Annotated in this window: 17 protein-coding genes; 10 read left to right on the top strand and 7 right to left on the bottom strand. The window is 73.0% G+C overall.

The window, feature by feature from the left end:
• Window positions 1-46: 46 nt before the first annotated feature.
• Window positions 47-1,753, bottom strand: a complete 1,707-nt coding sequence (murJ, locus tag E0F75_RS31350) for a murein biosynthesis integral membrane protein MurJ (protein WP_229314332.1) — start codon at window positions 1,751-1,753, stop codon at window positions 47-49.
• Window positions 1,750-2,925: a peptidoglycan bridge formation glycyltransferase FemA/FemB family protein gene (locus tag E0F75_RS31345; protein ID WP_229314331.1), complete on the bottom strand. Its 1,176-nt coding sequence runs from the start codon at window positions 2,923-2,925 to the stop codon at window positions 1,750-1,752. The genes murJ and E0F75_RS31345 overlap by 4 nt, the downstream gene beginning before the upstream one ends.
• Window positions 2,926-3,132: 207 nt before the next feature.
• Here E0F75_RS31345 and E0F75_RS31340 point away from each other — a divergent pair, with 207 nt between their 5' ends.
• Entirely contained in the window at window positions 3,133-4,311 is a 1,179-nt protein-coding gene (locus E0F75_RS31340; protein ID WP_229314330.1) for an Ig-like domain-containing protein, read from the top strand.
• 19 nt (window positions 4,312-4,330) lie between these two features.
• On the opposite strand, the gene E0F75_RS31335 is transcribed toward E0F75_RS31340, so the two are convergent.
• A complete protein-coding gene (locus tag E0F75_RS31335) occupies window positions 4,331-5,038 on the bottom strand; it encodes a pirin family protein (protein WP_229314329.1) in 708 nt (235 codons plus the stop codon).
• A 153-nt stretch (window positions 5,039-5,191) separates the two neighbouring features.
• Here E0F75_RS31335 and E0F75_RS31330 point away from each other — a divergent pair, with 153 nt between their 5' ends.
• From E0F75_RS31330 to fabF, 5 genes are all read left to right on the top strand, one after another.
• Window positions 5,192-6,373: a CdaR family transcriptional regulator gene (locus E0F75_RS31330; RefSeq protein WP_073917732.1), complete on the top strand. Its 1,182-nt coding sequence runs from the start codon at window positions 5,192-5,194 to the stop codon at window positions 6,371-6,373.
• Window positions 6,374-6,462: 89 nt separating this feature from the next.
• Entirely contained in the window at window positions 6,463-7,380 is a 918-nt protein-coding gene (locus tag E0F75_RS31325) for an ACP S-malonyltransferase (RefSeq protein ID WP_229314328.1), read from the top strand.
• An 18-nt stretch (window positions 7,381-7,398) separates the two neighbouring features.
• On the top strand, window positions 7,399-8,430 hold the full coding sequence (locus tag E0F75_RS31320; protein ID WP_229314327.1) for a ketoacyl-ACP synthase III: 1,032 nt from the start codon (window positions 7,399-7,401) through the stop codon (window positions 8,428-8,430).
• A gap of 56 nt (window positions 8,431-8,486) precedes the next feature.
• Window positions 8,487-8,735, top strand: coding sequence for an acyl carrier protein (locus E0F75_RS31315; protein WP_030321861.1), 249 nt, complete (start codon window positions 8,487-8,489; stop codon window positions 8,733-8,735).
• Between the two features lie 79 nt (window positions 8,736-8,814).
• Entirely contained in the window at window positions 8,815-10,077 is a 1,263-nt protein-coding gene (gene fabF / locus E0F75_RS31310) for a beta-ketoacyl-ACP synthase II (RefSeq protein ID WP_229314326.1), read from the top strand.
• A 70-nt stretch (window positions 10,078-10,147) separates the two neighbouring features.
• Here the strand turns inward: fabF and E0F75_RS31305 are convergent, their stop codons facing one another.
• Window positions 10,148-11,683 (bottom strand): PQQ-binding-like beta-propeller repeat protein, encoded by a 1,536-nt coding sequence (locus E0F75_RS31305; RefSeq protein WP_229314325.1) that lies wholly within the window; start codon window positions 11,681-11,683, stop codon window positions 10,148-10,150.
• Between the two features lie 67 nt (window positions 11,684-11,750).
• On the bottom strand, window positions 11,751-12,245 hold the full coding sequence (locus E0F75_RS31300) for a DUF3145 domain-containing protein (RefSeq protein WP_073807023.1): 495 nt from the start codon (window positions 12,243-12,245) through the stop codon (window positions 11,751-11,753).
• 259 nt (window positions 12,246-12,504) lie between these two features.
• On the opposite strand from E0F75_RS31300, the gene E0F75_RS31295 reads away from it, so the two are divergent.
• A complete protein-coding gene (locus tag E0F75_RS31295) occupies window positions 12,505-13,422 on the top strand; it encodes an SGNH/GDSL hydrolase family protein (protein ID WP_229314324.1) in 918 nt (305 codons plus the stop codon).
• A 57-nt stretch (window positions 13,423-13,479) separates the two neighbouring features.
• Here the strand turns inward: E0F75_RS31295 and E0F75_RS31290 are convergent, their stop codons facing one another.
• Window positions 13,480-15,951: a glycoside hydrolase family 3 protein gene (locus E0F75_RS31290; protein ID WP_229314323.1), complete on the bottom strand. Its 2,472-nt coding sequence runs from the start codon at window positions 15,949-15,951 to the stop codon at window positions 13,480-13,482.
• A 149-nt stretch (window positions 15,952-16,100) separates the two neighbouring features.
• Between E0F75_RS31290 and E0F75_RS31285 the strand changes: the two genes are divergently transcribed.
• Window positions 16,101-16,676, top strand: coding sequence for a TetR/AcrR family transcriptional regulator (locus tag E0F75_RS31285; protein ID WP_229314355.1), 576 nt, complete (start codon window positions 16,101-16,103; stop codon window positions 16,674-16,676).
• Between the two features lie 226 nt (window positions 16,677-16,902).
• On the opposite strand, the gene E0F75_RS31280 is transcribed toward E0F75_RS31285, so the two are convergent.
• Window positions 16,903-17,745 (bottom strand): NAD(P)-dependent oxidoreductase, encoded by an 843-nt coding sequence (locus E0F75_RS31280; RefSeq protein ID WP_229314322.1) that lies wholly within the window; start codon window positions 17,743-17,745, stop codon window positions 16,903-16,905.
• Window positions 17,746-17,803: 58 nt separating this feature from the next.
• On the opposite strand from E0F75_RS31280, the gene E0F75_RS31275 reads away from it, so the two are divergent.
• Window positions 17,804-18,733: a LysR family transcriptional regulator gene (locus E0F75_RS31275; RefSeq protein WP_229314321.1), complete on the top strand. Its 930-nt coding sequence runs from the start codon at window positions 17,804-17,806 to the stop codon at window positions 18,731-18,733.
• Window positions 18,734-18,740: 7 nt separating this feature from the next.
• Window positions 18,741-19,454: a carbon-nitrogen hydrolase family protein gene (locus E0F75_RS31270; protein ID WP_229314320.1), complete on the top strand. Its 714-nt coding sequence runs from the start codon at window positions 18,741-18,743 to the stop codon at window positions 19,452-19,454.
• Window positions 19,455-19,508: the final 54 nt, after the last annotated feature.

Here is a 19,508-nt window from a genome sequence, read left to right as displayed (position 1 = left end):
TGTGAAGTATCCAAGGTCGAAGGGACCCTCCTGCCGGAGGGGTGGCTCAGGTGCGGTGGGCGAGGCCGCGCAGTCGGCCGGTCCCGGCACCGATGAGGGCCTGGACCTCGGTCAGCCGGAGGGGCTTGGCGAGGACGGCGAAGACGGTGAGGACGGTCAGCGCGCCGGCGGTCCCGGAGGGTAGGGCCCCGGCGGGACCGGTGAGGTCGGTGATGAGGAGCCCGTAACCGGCGGCGGGTACGGCGGCGGACAGCAGCCGCGCGAGCGCGGAGACCGAGCCGCCGGAGGCCGGACCGCCCGCGGAGGCCGGACCGCCCGTGCCCACGGAGGCCGGACCGCCCGCGCCTCCGGACGCCGGGCCGCTCCGCTTGAGCCGCCTCCTCAGTACGTACGCCGTGAGGCCCCAGCCCGCCCAGAGCGCGAGCGTGTACCCGGCGGCCATGCCGGCGACGGCCCACCGGGTGGGCAGGTAGTGGTAGGCGGCGAACGACAGCGCCGCGTTGAGCCCGGCGATCACCAGGTTGAGCAGGAACGGGGTACGGGTGTCCCGCAGCGCGTAGAAGGCGCGGTTGCACACGTACTGCCCGGAGAGGGCGACGAGTCCGGGCGCGAAGGCCATCAGGATCCAGGACATCGCGCGGATGTCGTCGCCGGTGGTCGCCCCGTACCGGAAGACGACCGTCATCAGCGGGACGGCGAGCGCGAGGAGCGCGCAGGCCGCCGGGACGACGGCTGCCTGGCTGGTCCGCAGGGCGTACGAGACGTCCCGGCGGACCCCCGCGAGGTCGCCGTCGGCGGCGGCGGCACTCATCCGGGGCAGCAGCGCGGTGACGAGGGAGACCGTGATGATGCCGTGCGGGACGGACCACAGCAGATAGGCGTTGTTGTACGCGGCGAGGCCGCCGCCGCTGACGGTGCCGCCCGCCGAGGTGGCGAGCAGGGTGGTCACCCAGTACGCGCCCTGGTTGGTGAGGACGAGCAGGACCAGCCAGCCGGCCGAGCGCAGCGGTGTGGCGAGCCCGCTGCCGCGCCAGTCGAAGCGGGGCCGCCAGCGGAAGCGGGCGGCGCGCAGCGAGGGCACGAGGGCGAGCGCCTGGAGCACGATGCCGGCGGTGGTGCCCCAGCCGAGCAGGGCCGTCTCCCCGGGGGTGAGGGCGCCGCCGTCGCTGACCACGAGGAACAGGGCGAAGACGGAGACGACGACCACGTTGTTGAGGACGGGGGTCCACATCATGGCGCCGAAGCGGCCCCGCGCGTTGAGGACCTGGCCGAGCAGGGTGAACAGGCCGAGGAAGAAGATCTGCGGCAGGCACGCGCGCGCGAAGGCGAGGGTCATCTCCCGCTGCTCGCCTACGTAGTCGGTGTACGTGTCGACGATCAGGGGCGCGGCGAAGACCGCGCCGGCCGTGAGGGCGACGAGGGCGAGCACGCAGAGGGTGAGCAGCCGGTCGGTGTAGGCGGCTCCGCCGTCCTCGTGCTCCTTGGCGGCCTTGACCAGCTCGGGGACGAAGACGGCGTTGAGGGCGCCGCCGAGGAGGAGCGTGTAGATGATGGTGGGGACGGTGTTGCCGACCGCGTAGCCGTCGGCGACGGCGGCCGCGCCGAGCGCCGCGGCGACGACGGAGGCGCGGACGAAGCCGGTGGCACGGGAGACGAGCGAGCCGGCGGCCATGAGCGCGCCGCTGCGCAGCGCGGACGGCTTGGCCTTCGCCCGGCCCCTGCCGGGCCTTTCGGCGGTGAGCGTGGCCGTCATCGGCGGGCCAGATACGCCTGGAAGGCGCGGAACAGCGCGTGGTTGGTCGTGCCCTGCATCGGTGTCTCCCACTCCCCCAGCGTCTCGACGACCTGTCCGCCCGTACCGAGCTTCCAGCGGAGCAGCCCGTGGGACCGGTCGCCCGGGTCGAGGGTGGAGGGTACCCCGCGCAGGTCGTAGACGGCGGCGCCGAGGGCGTGGGCGTCGAGCATCATGCGCCACTGGAGGGCGTTGGAGGGCCGGACCTCGCGGCGGTGGTCGGCGGAGGCGCCGGTCTGGTACCAGACGCGTCCGCCGACGGTGACCATGGTGTGGGCGGCCAGGATCTCGCCCTCGTGGCGGGCGAGGTAGAGCTTCATCCGGCCGGGGTGTTCGGCGTTGAGGACGGCGTACTGGCGCTCGTAGTAGGCGAGGGCGCGGCCGAGCCGGAAGCCGTCGCGCTCCTCGGTGATGCGGAGCAGCCGGTAGAACTCGGGGAGGTCGGCGGCGGATCCGACGGTGATCTCGACTCCGGACTTGCGGGCCTTGCGGACGTTGCGCCGCCATTCCTGGTTGAGGCCGGTCCACAGGTCGTCGGGGGTGCGCCCGGTGAGCGGCACCTGGAAGACGTGCCGGGGCTGGGCGTCGGCGCCGTCCTCCGACTCCCCGCCGCAGCGGCGCCAGCCGCGGGCGCGGAGCCGTTCGGCGACGGCGGTCCCCAGTGGGTCGACCTCGTCGGCGAGGACGTCGGAGAGCCGGCGGCCGGGCCCGGTGGCGGCCTTGACGGTGGCGGCGTTCCACCGCCGGTAGGCGGGCCCGGGGCCTATGCGTACGGCGAAGGCGCCGCAGGAGCGGAGATGACCGAGGAGCGGGGCGAGCCAGCCGTCGATGTCGGCGTCGGCCCAGTCGGCGACGGGGCCTTCGGGGAGGTAGGCGAAGTACTTGCGGGTGCCGGGGAAGGGCCGCAGGAGGACGAGGGCGACGCCGGTCAGTCCGCCGGACTCCGGGCCCCAGCCGATCAGTTGGTGCTGCCAGCCGTCCTTCACCTGGGCCCAGGCCGGGACCTGGAGGAAGCTGGGCCCGTCCGCACCGGAGCGGGACGCGAGGAAGGCGCGGTAGACCTCGGGGGTCACGGGGCCGAGCCGCAGGGCGCTGCGCTCGGTGGGTGCGGCCGTCACGAGCAGGGCTGACACAACGGGAGCCTCCTTGTTCCGCCCCTCGGTGGTGGGGCGCACAGCAGGCTCACAGCCGAATTCGACGGAGTCGCGCGTCGTATGTGACCGGACGATGACCGTTTTGCCGCAGCCCTTGTCATACGGGCGCCGGGCCCCCGTGCGGCGCGGGGAGCGACCTACAGTCCGAAACATCCCACTCACTCCTCATCACTGCGGAGGTCTCCCGTGCTGCGAATACGCACACCCCGTCCCGTTCTCGCGGCAGTCGCGCTGACCGTCTCCCTGACGGCCTGTACGGCTCAGGCGGCGAGCGGTCCCGGGGGGACCGGGACCCCCGCGGCGGACGCGTCGAAGGCCCCGCCCGCGAAGGTGACGGTCGTGGACCCGGCGGCCGGCGTCCCGGTGACGGTGACCGCGACGGGCGGCACGATCTCCGAGGTGAAGGTCGTGGACGCGGACGGCGGTTCGCTCGCGGGGCGCGCGGCCGCGGGCGGCACCCGCTGGGTCTCGGACCGCAAGGCGGCGCCGGGCACCACGTACACGGTGGAGGTCACCTCGCGCACGGCCGACGGCAAGGAGTCGACCACCCGGTCCTCCTTCGAGACGGCCGAGGCGGACAAGGTCAACAAGCTGACCCTCGCCCCCGGCAAGAACACCACCGTCGGCATCGGCCACCCCGTCTCGATCGTCTTCGACCTGCCGGTGACGAAGAAGGCGGACGTGGAGAAGCAGTTGAAGGTGACCACCTCGAACGCGACCGAGGGTTCCTGGGGCTGGGTCAAGGACTACTCGGGCCGGGACAGGGCGGACTGGCGCCCCCGTACGTACTGGAAGCCCGGTACGAAGGTCACCCTGGAAGCGAATCTGAACGGCACGGACTCGGGCGGCGGTTGGTTCGTACGGGACTACCGCACCGGCTTCACGATCGGGGCGGCGCAGATCGTGAAGGTCGACCTGGACCGCCACAAGCTGACCCTGAGCAAGGAGGGGCGCACGGTCCGGACGATCCCGGTCTCCGGCGGCACCCCGGGCGGCGACAAGCGGTCCTGGCGGGGCACGGCCGTGCTGATGGCGAAGGAGGGCACCATCAACATGAACTCGGAGACGGTCGGCCTCGGGGACGCGTACGACAAGGACGTGGACTACTCGATGCGCCTGACCTGGTCGGGCATGTACGCGCACGCGGCCCCGTGGAACGCGGCGTACTTCGGCAACGCCAACAAGAGCTCGGGCTGCATCGGCATGAGCGACGCGAACGCCGCGTCCTTCTACGGCGCGGTGAACGTCGGCGACCCCTTCGAGATCACCGGCAAGGACACCAAGGGCACGGTCGCCGAGGGCAACGGCTACGGCGCGTGGAACCTGAGCTGGGAGCAGTGGAAGAAGAAGAGCGCCCTGGCCTGAAGGAGCGGCCCCCGGTGGTTCAGCCGAGGGCCTTGCGCCAGTCCCGCATCTCCCAGATCAGGACCTCCGCATCGGTCGTGGCGACGAGAGTGTGTCCCCGGGCGTCGGTGATGCGGGCGGCGTCGCCGGGCGACAGCGGCTCGCCGCCGGGCTTCTCGCCGGACTCCCCGCCGGGCTTCTCCCCGTCGAGCCCGACCGTGCCCCGTACGACATGGACGTACACGAAGTCGGCGGCCGGTACGGCGACCCGCTCGCCCGCCGCGGGGCGGCGGACGTGCAGCCGCGCGTCCGCCTCCGGGAGGTCGTACGGCTCCCCGAGCCCGCGCATCACCTCGTACGCGGGCTCCCCGCCCGGCGACAGCGGTGCGAGCCACATCTGCACGAAGACGAGCGGCACGTCGGCGTCGTTCCGTTCGACGTGCCGGACTCCCCCGGCGGAGCTCAGCCGCTGGAGGTCGCCGGGGCGGACGACGGTGGTGTGGCCGGCCGTGTCGTGGTGGGTGAGCTCCCCCTCGACGACCCAGGTGACGATCTCGGTGTGGCTGTGCGGATGCTCGTCGAAGCCGGCGCCGGGTGCCAGCCGCTCCTCGTTGCAGGCGAGCAGGGCGCCGAAGCGGAGGTTGTCGGGGTCGTAGTGCGGCCCGAAGGACAGGGCGTGCCGGGTCTCGATCCCGGCGGCCGGGTCGCCGCCGGGGTACCGCTGCCCCGCGCGCTGGATGCGTATCACGGGTCCTACGGTAGTGCGGCCGCCCGGGGCCGTACCCGGGTCGCGTCGCGAGGCGCTCCCGGGGGTTCCGGCGGGGCCTGGCCGCCGACGCCGCCGGAGACGAACCCGCCCCGACCCCGCACACTGCCGTCCCGATAAGGCAGTCTTGTCCCCGTGCCAGAACCCACGAACGCCCCTCACCCGCACGCCGCGACCCTGAAGCGCCTCGAACAGTCCTCCGGGCGGCTCGCCGCCAACGCCATTGCCCGCATGGACGAGACGCTGCCGTGGTACCGGGCGATGCCGCCCGAGAACCGGTCGTGGATCGGTCTGGTCGCCCAGGCCGGTATCGCCGCGTTCACCGAGTGGTTCCGGCACCCGGAGACCCCGCAGGCCATCTCGACGGACGTCTTCGGCACCGCGCCCCGCGAGCTGACCCGCGCGATCACCCTGCGCCAGACCGTCGAGATGGTGCGGACCACCATCGAGGTCATGGAGACGGCGATCGAGGAGGTCGCCGCCCCCGGCGACGAGTCCATCCTCCGCGAGGCGCTCCTCGTCTACGCCCGGGAGATCGCCTTCGCGACCGCCCAGGTGTACGCGCAGGCCGCCGAGGCCCGGGGCGCCTGGGACGCGCGTCTGGAATCGCTCGTGGTGAACGCGGTCCTCTCCGGCGAGGCCGACGAGGGCGCGGTCTCGCGTGCCGCGGCGCTCGGCTGGAACTCCCCGGACCATGTGTGCGTGATCCTCGGCACGGCCCCCGACGGCGACAGCGAGCTGACCGTGGAGGCGATCCGCCGCGCGGCCCGGCACGCCAAGCTCCAGGTCCTCACCGGCGTCCTCGGCAACCGTCTGGTCGTCATCGCCGGCGGCAACGACAATCCGCTGGCCGTGGCGAAGGCCCTGATCGGTCCGTACGCGGCGGGCCCGGTCGTCGCGGGCCCCGTCGTCCCCGACCTGCTGGCCGCCACGCGCTCCGCGCAGGCCGCCGCGGCGGGCCTGAAAGCCTGCTCGGCCTGGCAGGACGCTCCCCGCCCGGTCCTCGCGGACGATCTCCTGCCGGAGCGCGCCATCGCCTCCGACCCTTCGGCGCGCGAGCAGCTGGTGGAGGAGATCTACAGACCGCTGGAAGAAGCGGGATCGGCGCTGCTTGAAACTCTCAGTGTCTATCTGGAGCAGGCCAGCAGCCTGGAGGGCGCGGCCCGCATGCTGTTCGTGCACCCCAACACCGTGCGCTACCGGCTTCGACGTGTGACCGACGTCACCGGCTGGTCACCCTCTGATGTCCGTTCCGCGTTCACTCTGCGGATCGCGCTCATTCTCGGACGCTTGGCCGACGGAGATCCGCAGTCCTAGACTTTTGTCGAACACCAACAATTCCCCCGACGGTTCTTCGTCCCTGTCCCCACGGGCGCTCGGAGCCGTCCGCAAGAGAGAGTGTGAGGGTGCTCGTACTCGTCGCTCCCGGCCAAGGCGCCCAGACGCCCGGCTTCCTGACCCCCTGGCTCGAACTCCCCGGCGCCGCCGACCGCATCGCGGCCTGGTCGGACGCCATCGGGCTCGACCTCGCCCACTACGGCACGAAGGCGGACGCGGACGAGATCCGTGACACCGCCGTGGCCCAGCCGCTCCTCGTCGCCGCCGGCCTGCTGTCCGCCGCCGCCCTCGGTGACGTGCCCCCCGGTGTCGTCGCCGGTCACAGCGTCGGCGAGTTCACCGCCGCCGCGTTCGCGGGCGTCCTCGACGACACCGCCGCGCTGCGTCTCGTACGGACCCGTGGGCTCGCGATGGCCGAGGCCGCCGCGATCACCGAGACCGGCATGTCCGCGCTGCTCGGCGGCGACCCCGACGTGACCGTCCCGCACCTGGAGAAGCTCGGCCTGACCGCGGCCAACGTGAACGGCGCGGGCCAGATCGTGGCCGCCGGCACCATGGAGCAGCTGGCCGCCCTGGAGGCGGACAAGCCCGAGGGTGTCCGCCGGGTCGTCGCGCTCAAGGTCGCCGGTGCCTTCCACACGCACCACATGGCCCCGGCCGTGGCGAAGCTGGAGGCGGCGGCGAAGGAGCTGTCCCCGGCCGCCCCGACCACCCGCTACGTCTCGAACAAGGACGGGCAGGTCGTCACCGACGGCGCCGAGGTGGTGGCCCGCCTGGTCGGCCAGGTCGCGAACCCGGTCCGCTGGGACCTGTGCATGGAGACCTTCCAGGCGCTCGGCGCGACCGCGCTGATCGAGGTGTGCCCCGGCGGCACCCTGACCGGCATCGCCAAGCGCGCCCTGCCGGGCGTGTCCACGGTCGCCCTCAAGACTCCCGACGACCTCGACGCGGCCCGTACGCTCATCGCTGAGCACGCGGCCGTCTGACAAGGAGTGTCGAGAAGCATGTCGAAGATCAAGCCCAGCAAGGGCGCCCCGTACGCACGGATCCTCGGTGTCGGCGGCTACCGCCCCACCCGGGTCGTGCCGAACGAGGTGATCCTCGAGACGATCGACTCGTCCGACGAGTGGATCCGCTCGCGCTCCGGGATCGCCACCCGCCACTGGGCCTCTCCCGAGGAGACCGTCGCCGCCATGTCGGTGGAGGCCTCGGGCAAGGCCATCGCCGACGCCGGGATCAACCCCGAGCAGATCGGCGCCGTGGTCGTCTCCACGGTCTCGCACTTCAAGCAGACCCCGGCCGTCGCCACCGAGATCGCCGACAAGATCGGCGCCGGCAAGCCGGCCGCGTTCGACATCTCCGCAGGCTGCGCGGGCTTCGGCTACGGCCTGACGCTCGCCAAGGGCATGATCGTCGAGGGTTCCGCGGAGTACGTGCTCGTCATCGGTGTCGAGCGGCTCAGCGACCTGACGGATCTGGAGGACCGCGCGACGGCCTTCCTGTTCGGCGACGGCGCCGGCGCCGTGGTCGTCGGTCCCTCGGACGAGCCGCACATCGGCCCCACCGTCTGGGGTTCCGAGGGCGACAAGTCCGAGACGATCAAGCAGACCGTGCCGTGGAACGAGTTCCACGTCGGCGACGTCTCGAAGCTGCCGCTCAACGAGCAGGGCGAGATCAAGTTCCCCGCCATCACGCAGGAGGGTCAGGCGGTCTTCCGCTGGGCCGTCTTCGAGATGGCGAAGGTCGCCCAGCAGGCCCTGGACGCCGCCGGCATCTCGGCGGACGATCTGGACGTCTTCATCCCGCACCAGGCGAACATGCGGATCATCGACTCGATGGTGAAGACGCTGAAGCTGCCTGAGCACGTCACGGTCGCCCGTGACGTCGAGACCACCGGCAACACGTCCGCGGCCTCGATTCCGCTCGCCATGGAACGACTCCTGGCGACCGGCAAGGCGAAGAGCGGCGACACGGCGCTCATCATCGGCTTCGGGGCGGGTCTCGTCTTCGCCGCGTCGGTCGTTACCCTCCCCTAGGCACTCCGGTTCTTCCGGAAGCCTTTTCACAAGTAATCACAAGAAGGAGCGCCACCATGGCCGCCACCCAGGACCAGATCGTCGAAGGCCTCGCCGAGATCGTCAACGAGATCGCCGGCATCCCGGTCGAGGACGTCCAGCTGGACAAGTCCTTCACCGACGACCTGGACGTCGACTCGCTCTCCATGGTCGAGGTCGTCGTCGCCGCCGAAGAGCGCTTCGACGTCAAGATCCCGGACGAGGACGTCAAGAACCTCAAGACGGTTGGCGACGCTGCCGACTACATCCTGAAGAACCAGGCCTGATTCGGCCCTCGCTGACTCGGTCCGCCACCCGGCGGTGGCGCCGTATTCCGACCATCACACACATGGAGAACGAATTCCTGTGAGCTCGACCAATCGCACCGTGGTCGTCACCGGTATCGGCGCAACCACACCGCTGGGTGGCGACTCCGCGTCGACCTGGGAAGGTCTTCTCGCGGGGCGCTCCGGCGTCAGGCCCCTGGAGGGCGAGCGCTTCGCCGAACTGCCCGTGCAGATCGCCGCGACCGCCGCCGTCGACCCCGGTGACGTCCTGCCCCGCCCGCTCGCCCGCAAGCTGGACCGCTCGGCGCAGTTCGCGCTGATCGCGGCCCGTGAGGCCTGGGCCGACGCGGGCTACACCGCCCCCGCCGGCGAGGACGCGTCCATCGCGCCCGAGCGGCTCGGGTCGGTCATCGCCTCCGGCATCGGCGGCGTAACGACTCTGCTCGACCAGTACGACGTGCTGAAGGAGAAGGGCGTTCGCCGCGTCTCCCCGCACACCGTGCCCATGCTCATGCCGAACAGCCCCTCCGCGAACGTGGGCCTGGAGGTGAACGCCCGGGCCGGCGTCCACACCCCGGTCTCCGCGTGTGCGTCGGGTGCCGAGGCGATCGGCTACGCCGTCGAGATGATCCGTACCGGCCGTGCCGACGTGGTCGTCGCCGGCGGTACCGAGGCCGCGATCCACCCGCTGCCGATCGCCGCCTTCGCCAACATGATGGCGATGTCCAAGAACAACGACGAGCCGACGAAGGCCTCGCGTCCCTACGACACCGGCCGTGACGGCTTCGTGCTCGGCGAGGGCGCGGGCGTCGTGATCCTGGAGTCCGAGGAGCACGCGAAGGCCCGTGGCGCCCGCGTCTACTGCGAGGTCCTCGGCCAGGGCCTGTCGGCCGACAGCCACCACATCGCGCAGCCCGAGCCGACCGGCCGGGGCATCGCCGCCGCGATGCAGAACCTGCTCGACGCGACGGACCTCAAGCCGTCCGAGGTCGTCCACCTCAACGCGCACGCCACGTCGACGCCGCAGGGTGACGTCGCCGAGATCAAGGCGCTGCGGAAGGTCCTGGGCGACGACCTGGACCACGTCGCGATCTCCGCGACGAAGTCGATGACCGGCCACCTCCTCGGCGGCGCCGGCGGCATCGAGACCGTCGCGACGGTCCTGGCCCTCCACCACCGCCTGGCCCCGCCGACGATCAACATCGACGAGCTGGACCCGGCGGTCGACGCGGACATCGTCCGCGACGAGCCCCGCGAACTCCCGCAGGGCACGATCGCCGCGATCAACAACTCGTTCGGCTTCGGCGGCCACAACGTGGTCCTGGCGTTCCGCACGGTCTGACCTCGCGTCCGACGCACGAAGGAGGCCCACCCCCTGACCCGGGGGTGGGCCTCCTTCGTGTGCCGCGGCCTCAGCGCAGGGCGAAGGCCGACGGTTCCGCCTCCATCAGGAGGTGGTTGACGACGATGTGCCGGCCGTCGGGGGCGACGATGAGTTCCGGTTCGATGGAGAGTCGCGCCTCGCGGTCCTCCGGGGCGATCACCGTGCCCGCCTTGCCCGTGGCGGGGTCGAGGAGCACGATCCTCGCTCCGACGTACTCCTCCAGGACCGCGACCCGGCCGTCCCGCTCGGTCGCCACCGCCTCGGCCTGGTGCTGGGAGGCGTACTCCCAGACCTTCCGGCCGTCCGTGAGGGAGAACGCGACGACCCGGTCGGGCACGATGCTGTCCCGCTCGGCCGTGGTGATCAGGCGGCCGTCGCGGACGACGATCCGGGCGGTGCGCCCGTCGCCCACCTCCCCGGGGGCGGCCAGCAGTCCTTCGGGGCCGGAGAGCGGGATCGACACCGTCGGCGCGCCCTTGTCGTCGAAGCCCAGGAAGGCACGGGTGCCGCGCTTGTCATCCTCGTGGACGGCCAGGACGACCGGGGAGACGGAGACCACCGCCGCCACGGCACGGGACTCCACGGGGAGCTCCCTCAGCCACTGCCGTGCGCCGGTACGGGTGTCCAGGGCGACGAGCCGTGCCCCCTTGCCGCACTGTTCGACGACGAGGGTCCGGCCGGCGTCCGCGTCCACCGCGAGCACCCCGCACCCCTTCCCGAGCGGCCGCTGCCAGCGCTGTTCGCCGGTCTCGGAGGACCGGCCCCGTACGGCGCCGTCCTCGGCGGTCACGGCGGTGCCGCCGCCGACGGCGGCGCCCCTGGGGAGGAGGCCCTCGCCGGTGAGGGTCCTGCGCCACATGACCTTGCCGTCGGAGACGCGGACGGCGAGGAGTTCGGCGCAGGCCTTCTCGTGCCGGCCGTGGGCGATCAGGCCGATGCCCTGTTCTGCGTCGGAGGACATTCCGCAGAGGGCCTCCCGGGTCGGCGCGGAAACGTTCCAGCGGACCGCTCCGGTCGCGGAGTCGTACGCGAAGAGCCCGTCGAGCCGTCCCTGCGCGACGGCGTCGCCGAGGGCCCAGGCACCGACCCCCTCGTCGTACTTCGCGCCGACGGGCGGGACGGACCACGCGATCCCCGCCTTCCGCGGGGCCGCCGACGCGGAGGCGGTCGCGGCGGGTTTCCCGGAGGCCCGGCCCTCCTCGTCGTCATCGTCGTCGTCGCCCGCCACCACCAGACCCCAGGTCCCGGCCGCCGCGAGCGCCAGCAGCCAGACGACTCCGGCCACCAGCGCCGGGGACCGGCCGGACGCCGTACCCCCGTCGGCCTTGGCGAGGTTCGGACCCGGCACCCCGTCCTGCGGTTCCGCGGCCGTACGGCTCCGCCGGCTCGCCACCAGCCCCGTCACCCCCGCCGCCACCAGGGCCAGCGCGCACCCCAGCGCCGTCCAGCCCCTCGGCCAGGTACCGGCGACGACCCCGGCCCCCAGAAACGCCGCGGCGGCGCCGAACGCGGCGCCCGACAGCAGAACGGCGGCCGTGGCCGGCGCCGTACCTTCTCGCGTCACTTCTCTCCCACCCGGCGCGCCCCCTGCGCACCCGGGCGGGAATCTACCGCTCGCCGGTGACGGTCGGTCAGACGACCTGGTGCAGCCAGCGGACGGGGGCTCCCTCGCCCGCGTACCGGAAGGGCTCCAGTTCGTCGTCCCAGGGCTTGCCGAGGAGCCGGGCGATCTCGGCCTCCAGCTGGGTCTCGCCCTGCGCGGAGCGCGCGAGCGCCGCCCGCAGCCGGTCCTCGGGGATCAGGATGTCCCCGTGCATGCCGGTGACGGCGTGGAAGATGCCCAGGTCGGGGGTGGCGCTGTAGCGCTCGCCCTCGGCGGTGGGACAGGGCTCCGCGGTGACCTCGAAGCGGAGCATCTGCCAGCCGCGCAGCGCGGAGGCGAGTTCGGAGGCGGTGCCGGTACGGCCCTGCCAGGAGAACTCGGCTCTCCAGGTGCCGGGGGAAGCCGGCTGACGGATCCAGTCGAGCTGGACCCTCGCACCGAGGACACCCGCGACCGCCCATTCGACGTGCGGGCACAGCGCGCGCGGTGCGGAGTGAACGTACAGGACTCCACGTGTCGTCACCGGGACCTCCAGTGTGGGACGAGGTTCGCCTTTCCCAGCGGCCTCAGTAAACAGCATCAGGAGCAAAACGTCACAAACCCTCAAAAAGGGGACAGTATGTGACGTGATGTAATTTACCGGAGCCGGTCGGCAAAGGTGCCTCTGGTTCGACGGGGGAAAAGCTACCGTGCCGCACCGTCATCGGTGTGACGTACGGTCGGTCCGGGGGCGGGTGAACACGAAGCTTTCACCCGCCAGGACGCCGAAGGAGGGGCCGGGGATGCGCGGCCGACGCAGAATTCGTACCGCTGTCGCCACCGCGACGGCGGCGCTGCTGTGCGCGGGAGCGCTGTCCGGCTGCACCGCCGGGGAGCCCGCGGCGAAGCCCCCGGAGGCGAGAGCCACACCGAAGGCGGCACCGAAGGCGGCACCGAGACCCACCCCGAAGCCGACCTCGCTGTGGAACGCCTCCCCCGCCTCCGTCGCCGCCGTCGGCGACTCCGTCACCCGCGCCTTCGACGCCTGCGCGGTCCTCGCGGACTGCCCCGAGTCGTCCTGGGCGACGGGCACGGACACCGCCGTGAACAGCCTCGCGCTGCGCCTGCTCGGCCCGGAGAAGGCCGCCACCCGCAGCTGGAACCTGGCGCGGACCGGGGCGCGGATGGCGGAGCTTCCGGAGCAGATGGCCGTGGCCGCCGCCGAACGGCCCGAGCTGGTCACGGTGATGATGGGCGCGAACGACGCCTGCCGGGCCACCCCGGACCTGATGACCCCGGTCGCCGACTTCCGGACGCACTTCGAGACGGCGCTCGCCCGGCTGCGGAAGGACGCGCCGAAGGCGCAGGTGTACGTGGCGAGCGTGCCGTCCCTGATGCATCTGTGGTCCACGGGGCGGGTCAGCCCGATGGGTCTTGAGGTGTGGAAGCTGGGGATCTGCGGCGCGATGCTGGCGGACGCGGAGGACCTGAGCGCCGCGGCGGAGCGGCGGCGCGCCGAGGTGCAGGACCGGGTGGTGGCGTACAACCGGGTGCTCTCGGAGGTGTGCGCGAAGGACGAGCGCTGCCGGTACGACGGCGGGGCGGTCTTCGGGTTCCGCTTCGACAGCGGGCAGTTGAGCCCCTGGGACTTCTTCCATCCGAGCCGGGACGGGCAGGCGCGGCTCGCGGAGCTCGCGTACCGGCGGATCACGAAGGAGTGAGGACCCCGGGGCGGTTGTCAGGTGCCGCCCCGGGGCCGGTCGTGAGGACCCCCGCCGTCAGATCTCGACCGTGGTGGTCAGGCGGGCGTCCGTGAGGGAGTGCGCCGCCAGGACCTCGTAGGTTCCGGCGACGAGGGTCCAGTCGTTCTTCTCCTCGTCCCAGATCTCGAAGGCGCGGCGGGGCAGCTCGATCGCGGTCTCGACGGTCTCGCCGGGGCCCGCCTCGACGTTCGCGAAGCCGGCCAGCCAGCGGGCGGGGCGCTCCACGGAGTCGTCCACGGGTGCCAGGTAGACCTGGACGACCTCGCGGCCGGCGCGGTCGCCGGTGTTGGTGAGCCGGACGGTCACGGTGTCGGGGCCGGCCGTCAGGGAGTCGTACGACCAGGTCGTGTAGCCGAGGCCGTGACCGAAGGCGTACGCGGGCACGGCGCCGGCCTTGTCCCAGGCGCGGTAGCCGATGAACACGCCCTCGGCGTAGTCGAGTTCACCCTCGGTGGGGGTGGTCTCGGTGACGGGGACGCCGGCGAGGGCGACGGGCCAGGTGGTGGGGAGGCGGCCGCCGGGCTCCTCGGCGCCGGTGAGGACGTCGGCGAGGGCGGCGCCGCCCTCCTGGCCGGGGAACCAGCTGAGCAGGACCGCGGCCACCTCCTCGCGCCAGGGCAGTTCGACCGGGGAGCCGGCGTTGACCACGACGACGGTGTTCGGGTTGACGGCGGCGACGGCCCGTACGAGGTCGTCCTGGCGGCCGGGGAGGGCGAGGTCCTTGCGGTCGAAGCCCTCGGACTCGACGCGCTCGGTGGTGGCGACGACCACGACGGCGGTGTCGGCGGCGCGGGCCGCCTCGACGGCCTCGGCGATCAGTTCGTCGGGGTCACGACGCGGACCGAGGTGGACGAAGGAGAACATGACGGCCGGCAGCGGGGCCGCGAACTCCTTGTCGAGGGTGTGGAGCAAGGACACCTCGACGGTCTCGCCCGCGGTGAGCGCGACCTTGGCGCGCTCGACCGGGGAGCCGAAGAAGGCCTCGAAGGGGTCGGTCTCGGGGCCCATGACCTGCACGCCCTCGTAGACGGTCTCGCCGCCGACGGTGAGGGTGTAGGCGCCGAGGCCGCGGGTGCCGAAGGAGTGCTCGCCGGACTCGCGCGGGGTGAAGGTGCCGACGACCTCGATGGAGGCGAGGGCCTCGTGGGTGACGCCGGCCGGGAGGTCGTCGCCGATCCACTGGACCTGGCCGTTGGGCAGGGAGCCCTCGCCGAGCACGGCGCCGGAGGCGTCGCGGCAGCGGGCGCGGAGGGTGAACCCCTGATCGGCGGGGGTGAGTTCGTCGCTGGGGTCGGCGCCGACGGTGAAGGTGAGCGCGCCCCCTTCGGGACCGGCCGCGAGGGCGGCCGTGAGGCCGGCCAGCGGGGAGACGACGTGCTCGGGGAAGACCTGGGCGGAGCCGCCGCCGAGGACGCGGGCGTCGCGGGCGGCGGCGCCGGAGAGGGCGACGGTCGTCCCGGCCGCGAGGGGCAGCGCGCCGCTCTCGTTGCGGACGAGGACGAAGCCGCGGCGGGCGATCTCGCGGGCGAGCGCGTCGCCGTCGAGGGCGGCCGGAGGTTCGGTGACGACCGGCGGGGCGCCTTCGAGGGCGCCGACCCGGGCGGCGAGCCGCAGGACGTTGCGTACGGCCGCGTCGACCGTGGGCTCCTCGACCTCGCCGGCGCGGACGGCGGCGGCGAGCGCCTCGCCGTAGACGGTCTGCGGGCCGGGCATGGCGACGTCGAGGCCGCCCTCGATGTCGCCGGTGGTGGAACGGGCGGCCATCCAGTCGGAGACGTTGTAGCCGTCGAAGCCCCACTCGCCGCGCAGGACCTCGTTCACGAGGTGGCGGTGCTCGGTCATGGTCACGCCGTTGACCCGGTTGTAGGCGGTCATGATGCCCCAGGGGTGGGCGTTCCTGACGATGGCCTCGAAGGGGGCGAGGTAGAGCTCGCGGAGGGGGCGCGGGGCGATCCGGTTGTCGACGGTGAAGCGGTCGGTCTCGGCGTCGTTGGCGACGAAGTGCTTGACGGTGGTGCCGACACCGCCGTCCTGGACGCCCTGGACGTAGCCGGTGCCGACGGCGCCGGTGAGGAAGGGGTCCTCGCTGTAGGCCTCGAAGTGGCGGCCGCCGAGCGGGGTGCGGTGCAGGTTCACCGTGGGCGCGAGCAGGACGTGGACGCCCTTGCGGCGGGCCTCCTGGGCGAGGAGGCGGCCGGCGCGGCGGGCGAGGGCGGGGTCCCAGGCGGCGGCGAGCGCGGTCGGGGACGGCAGGGCGACGGACGGGTCGTCGGCGGTCCAGCGGACGCCGCGGACACCGATGGGGCCGTCGGACATGACCAGGGACTTCAGTCCGATCTCCGGCAGGGCGGGCAGCGACCACATGTCCTGGCCGCCGAGCAGCCGGGTCTTGGTGTCCAGGTCGAGCGTGGCGAGCGCCGCCTCGACGGCCTCTTCCCGTGCGGCGTTCGCCGCCGCCCGTGCCGTGTCCGCGCTGGTCTCCGTCATGGCCGTACCTCCTCATTGACGTACCGATGACCCCGATGGCGCCATCGTGCACCCACTTACCTGTAGATCGGTAGGTGATGTTACCTCTTCGTTATTCTATGGACGAGGTACCGTCCTGTCGGAACGACGAGCTGAGAGGGGCCACGGCGATGGTGCGGGCCAGGAGCGAGGAGCGGCGGGCGGACATCCTGCGCGCGGCCCTCGAAGTGATCGCCGAGCGCGGCTACCGGGGCGCCACCCTCGGCTCCGTCGCCGAGCGCGTCGGGCTCACCCAGCAGGGGCTCCTGCACTACTTCCCGACGAAGGAGGCGCTGCTCGTCGCCGTCCTGGAGGAGCGCGACCGCTGGGACACCAGCGGCGGCCGGGACCGTGAGGGCTGGCGGCTCGACCTGCTCGAATCGCTCGTCGAGTACAACGCGATGCGGCCCGGCATCGTGCAGACCTTCTCCGCGCTGCTCGGCGAGAGCGTGACGGACGAGCACCCGGCGCGGCAGTTCTTCACCGAGCGGTACGCACTGGTGCGGGCGAACATGGCGCAGGTGCTGCGCCTGGAGTTCGGCGACCGGCTGCCGAGCGGGCTGAGCCCGGAGCGCGCGGCGCCGCTCCTGACGGCGGTGATGGACGGACTCCAGTACCAGTGGCTCCTGGACCCGACGGCGGTGGACATGCCCGCCGCCTTCCGCGACTTCCTGCACCTTCTCCACGGCGGCGAGGCCCGGCCGTAGCCACGCACCGCCGGCCCTGCACGGACGAGTTCGGGTGCGGGGCCGACGGGATTCGAACCCGCGGGGTCCGGCCGCCAGGTCCGGCGACCGGCCGCTCGCCCCGGGCGTCGGGGACCTCCGCCGCCCGGCTTCGCAATCGGCCGTGCTCTGCCACGGCCCCACACCCTGCGGCGCCGCGCGCGGCACCGCTGTGCCGGAGTCTAGGCCGTGTCCGCCGGGACACCCCCTAGCGGATGACGGCCGACAGGTCCTCGCCGAGCAGGGCCGGGTCCCCCGTGAGGGCGGTGTGGACGGCCTGCAGGATGGGGAGTTCCGTCACCGCGGTCGCCAGGGCGACGTCCTTGGCGGCGAGGGCGACCGGGAAGTGCGAGCCGGTGGCGGTGGCGCGGGCCACGGCACCGGAGAGGGGTCCCTGGGCGAGAGTCCGCAGGGCGAGTTCGCGGGGCAGGCCGAGCGCTCCGGCGAGCGCGAGAACCTCGGCGATCAGCGCGACACCGCCGATGGCGGCGTCGATGAGGACGAGTTTGAGGGCGGCCCCGTCGCCTGATCCCCCGCACGGCGTGACCGTGCCCAGACGGTCGAGGACGGCGGCGACCGGAGTGCTGTCGCCTCCCGCGAGGATCAGCAGCTCGCCCGCGGCGGCCCGGTCCACGCTGCCCATGACGGGCGCGTCGATCAGGGTGACCCCGTCGGGGAGCCGGGCGGCCAGGACGCGGACGGCGTCGGGGCCGATGGTCGAGGTGTCGATCCAGTGCGTGCCGGGGCGCAGCGCCGGAACGATGGCGTCGGCGACGGCGAGGGCGGCGACCGGGTCCGCCAGCATGGTGATGACGACGTCGGCCTCGCGGACGGCCTCGGCGGCGCTCGCGGCGCGCACGGCGCCGTCCGCGACCAGCGCGTCGGCCTTGGCGGCCGTGCGGTTCCAGACGGTCAACGGGTGCCCTGCGTCGAGGAGTCGGCGGGCCATCGGGAGGCCCATGGAACCGAGACCGATGAAGGCGATCTTCTGTCGCGTGCTGTCCGTGGCGTCCGTGCCGTCCGTGGAGTTCATGCTGTCCGTGGAGTTCATGAGGACGACGCTAGGCATGGCCCTCCCATGCGACAAGCGAATGTCTAGCATGGCAGCCATGCCGAATGGTCATGTCCTGTACGAGGTCTTCCTCGCCGTCGCCCGCGAGGGGTCCTTCACCGCCGCCGCCCGCGCCCTCGGATACACCCAGTCCGCCGTCTCGCGCCAGGTCCAGGCCCTGGAGGACGAGACGGGCTCGGTGCTGTTCGAGCGGCTGCCGCGCGGGGTGCGCCCGACCGAGGCGGGCCGGGTGCTGCTGCCGCACGCCGAGGCCGTACGGGACCGGCTGCTCGCGGCCCGGGCCGATCTCGAGGCGCTGCGCACCCTGGAGGGCGGGCTGCTCCGGCTCGGTTCGTTCTCCAGCGCCAACGCGGCGCTCGTCCCCCGTACGCAAGCCGTGTTCCGCACCCGGCATTCGGGGGTGGCGGTCACCCGCACCGAAGGCCCGTCCGTGAAGCATCTGGGGCAGCTCGCCGCCGGGGAGCAGGACCTCGCGGTGGTCGCCCCGGCCCTGGCCACTCCCCCGCCGGAGGGTGTGACGTTCCACCACCTCCTGGACGAGCCGATGCTGGTGGCCCTGGAGCGGGGCCATCCGCACGCGGGCCGACGGGCGGTGCGACTGGCCGAGCTGGCCGACGAGGAGTGGATCGTCGGCGCCGAGCGATGGGAGGACACCCTCTTCCGCCCGGCCGTCGCCGCCGGGTTCCGGCCGCGTACCGGACTCCTCGCACACGACTGGATCGCCAAGCTCGGCGCGGTCGCCGCCGGTCTCGGCACCACTCTCGTCCCGGCGCTCGCGGCGGCCTCCGTCCCCCGGGAGGTCGCGCTCGTCACGATCCACCCGGACGACGTCCCGTACCGCCGGGTCTGTGCGGCGACCCCGCCGATGCCGACCGCCGCGGCGACCGCCTTCCTGGGGCTGCTGCGGGAGACGGCGGAGGCGATGCGCCGGTCCAGGGGGTTCCCGGACGGCGGGCGGGCGGGATGATGGGGGCATGATCGTCGCAGCCACCCAGTTCGCCCCGGTCGCCGGGGACATCGCCGCCAATGTGCGGACCGTCGCCGACATGGTCCGCGCCGCCGGGGCCGAGGGCGCCCGTGTGGTCGTCTTCGCCGAGCTCTGCCTCAGCGGGTACGAGCCGACCCTGATCCGGGACACCCCCGACCTGGTCCTCACCGAGGACGACCCCCGTCTGGAACCCGTACGGGAGGCCTGCCGCGCGGTGTCGGCGGCGGCCGTCGTCAACGGGCCCGTGCGCACGGCGGATGGCCGGACCGCGGTCACGACGCTGGTCATCGGCCCGGAGGGCGGGCTCCTCGCCCGGTACGACAAGCAGCACCTGTACGGGATCGAGCAGGAGGTCTTCGCGCCGGGCACGACCGACGGGCGGTTCGCGCTCGACGGGGTCCGGTTCGCGACGGCCACCTGCTACGACAACCGCTTCCCCGAGCTGGCCGAGCGCGCCGCCGCCGACAGGTGCGCGGTGTATCTGGCGAGTTCGGTGCTCTCCGCGGACAACGACTCGTTCGAGACGGTGTATCCGGTACGGGCCCGGGACTTCGGCCTGTACGTGGTGCTGGGCAATGTCATCGGGGCCAACGAGGACGGCGTGGGCGGCGGCGCGGCCGGGGCCTGGGGCCCGGACGGCGAGCGGATCGCCGACGCGGGCCCGGAGAAGCCGGGGTTCGTGCTCGCCGAGGTCGGCTGAGGGAACGGCGGCGCCGTCACGGAACCCCCGGTCCGTGACGGCGCCGCCTCCCCG

The organism is Streptomyces sp. CB02980, from assembly GCF_014451325.2.
In the GTDB taxonomy this organism is placed as follows: Bacteria; Actinomycetota; Actinomycetes; order Streptomycetales; family Streptomycetaceae; genus Streptomyces.
Note: the sequence above shows the minus strand (reverse complement) of the source record. Positions and strands in the feature narration are given on the sequence as shown.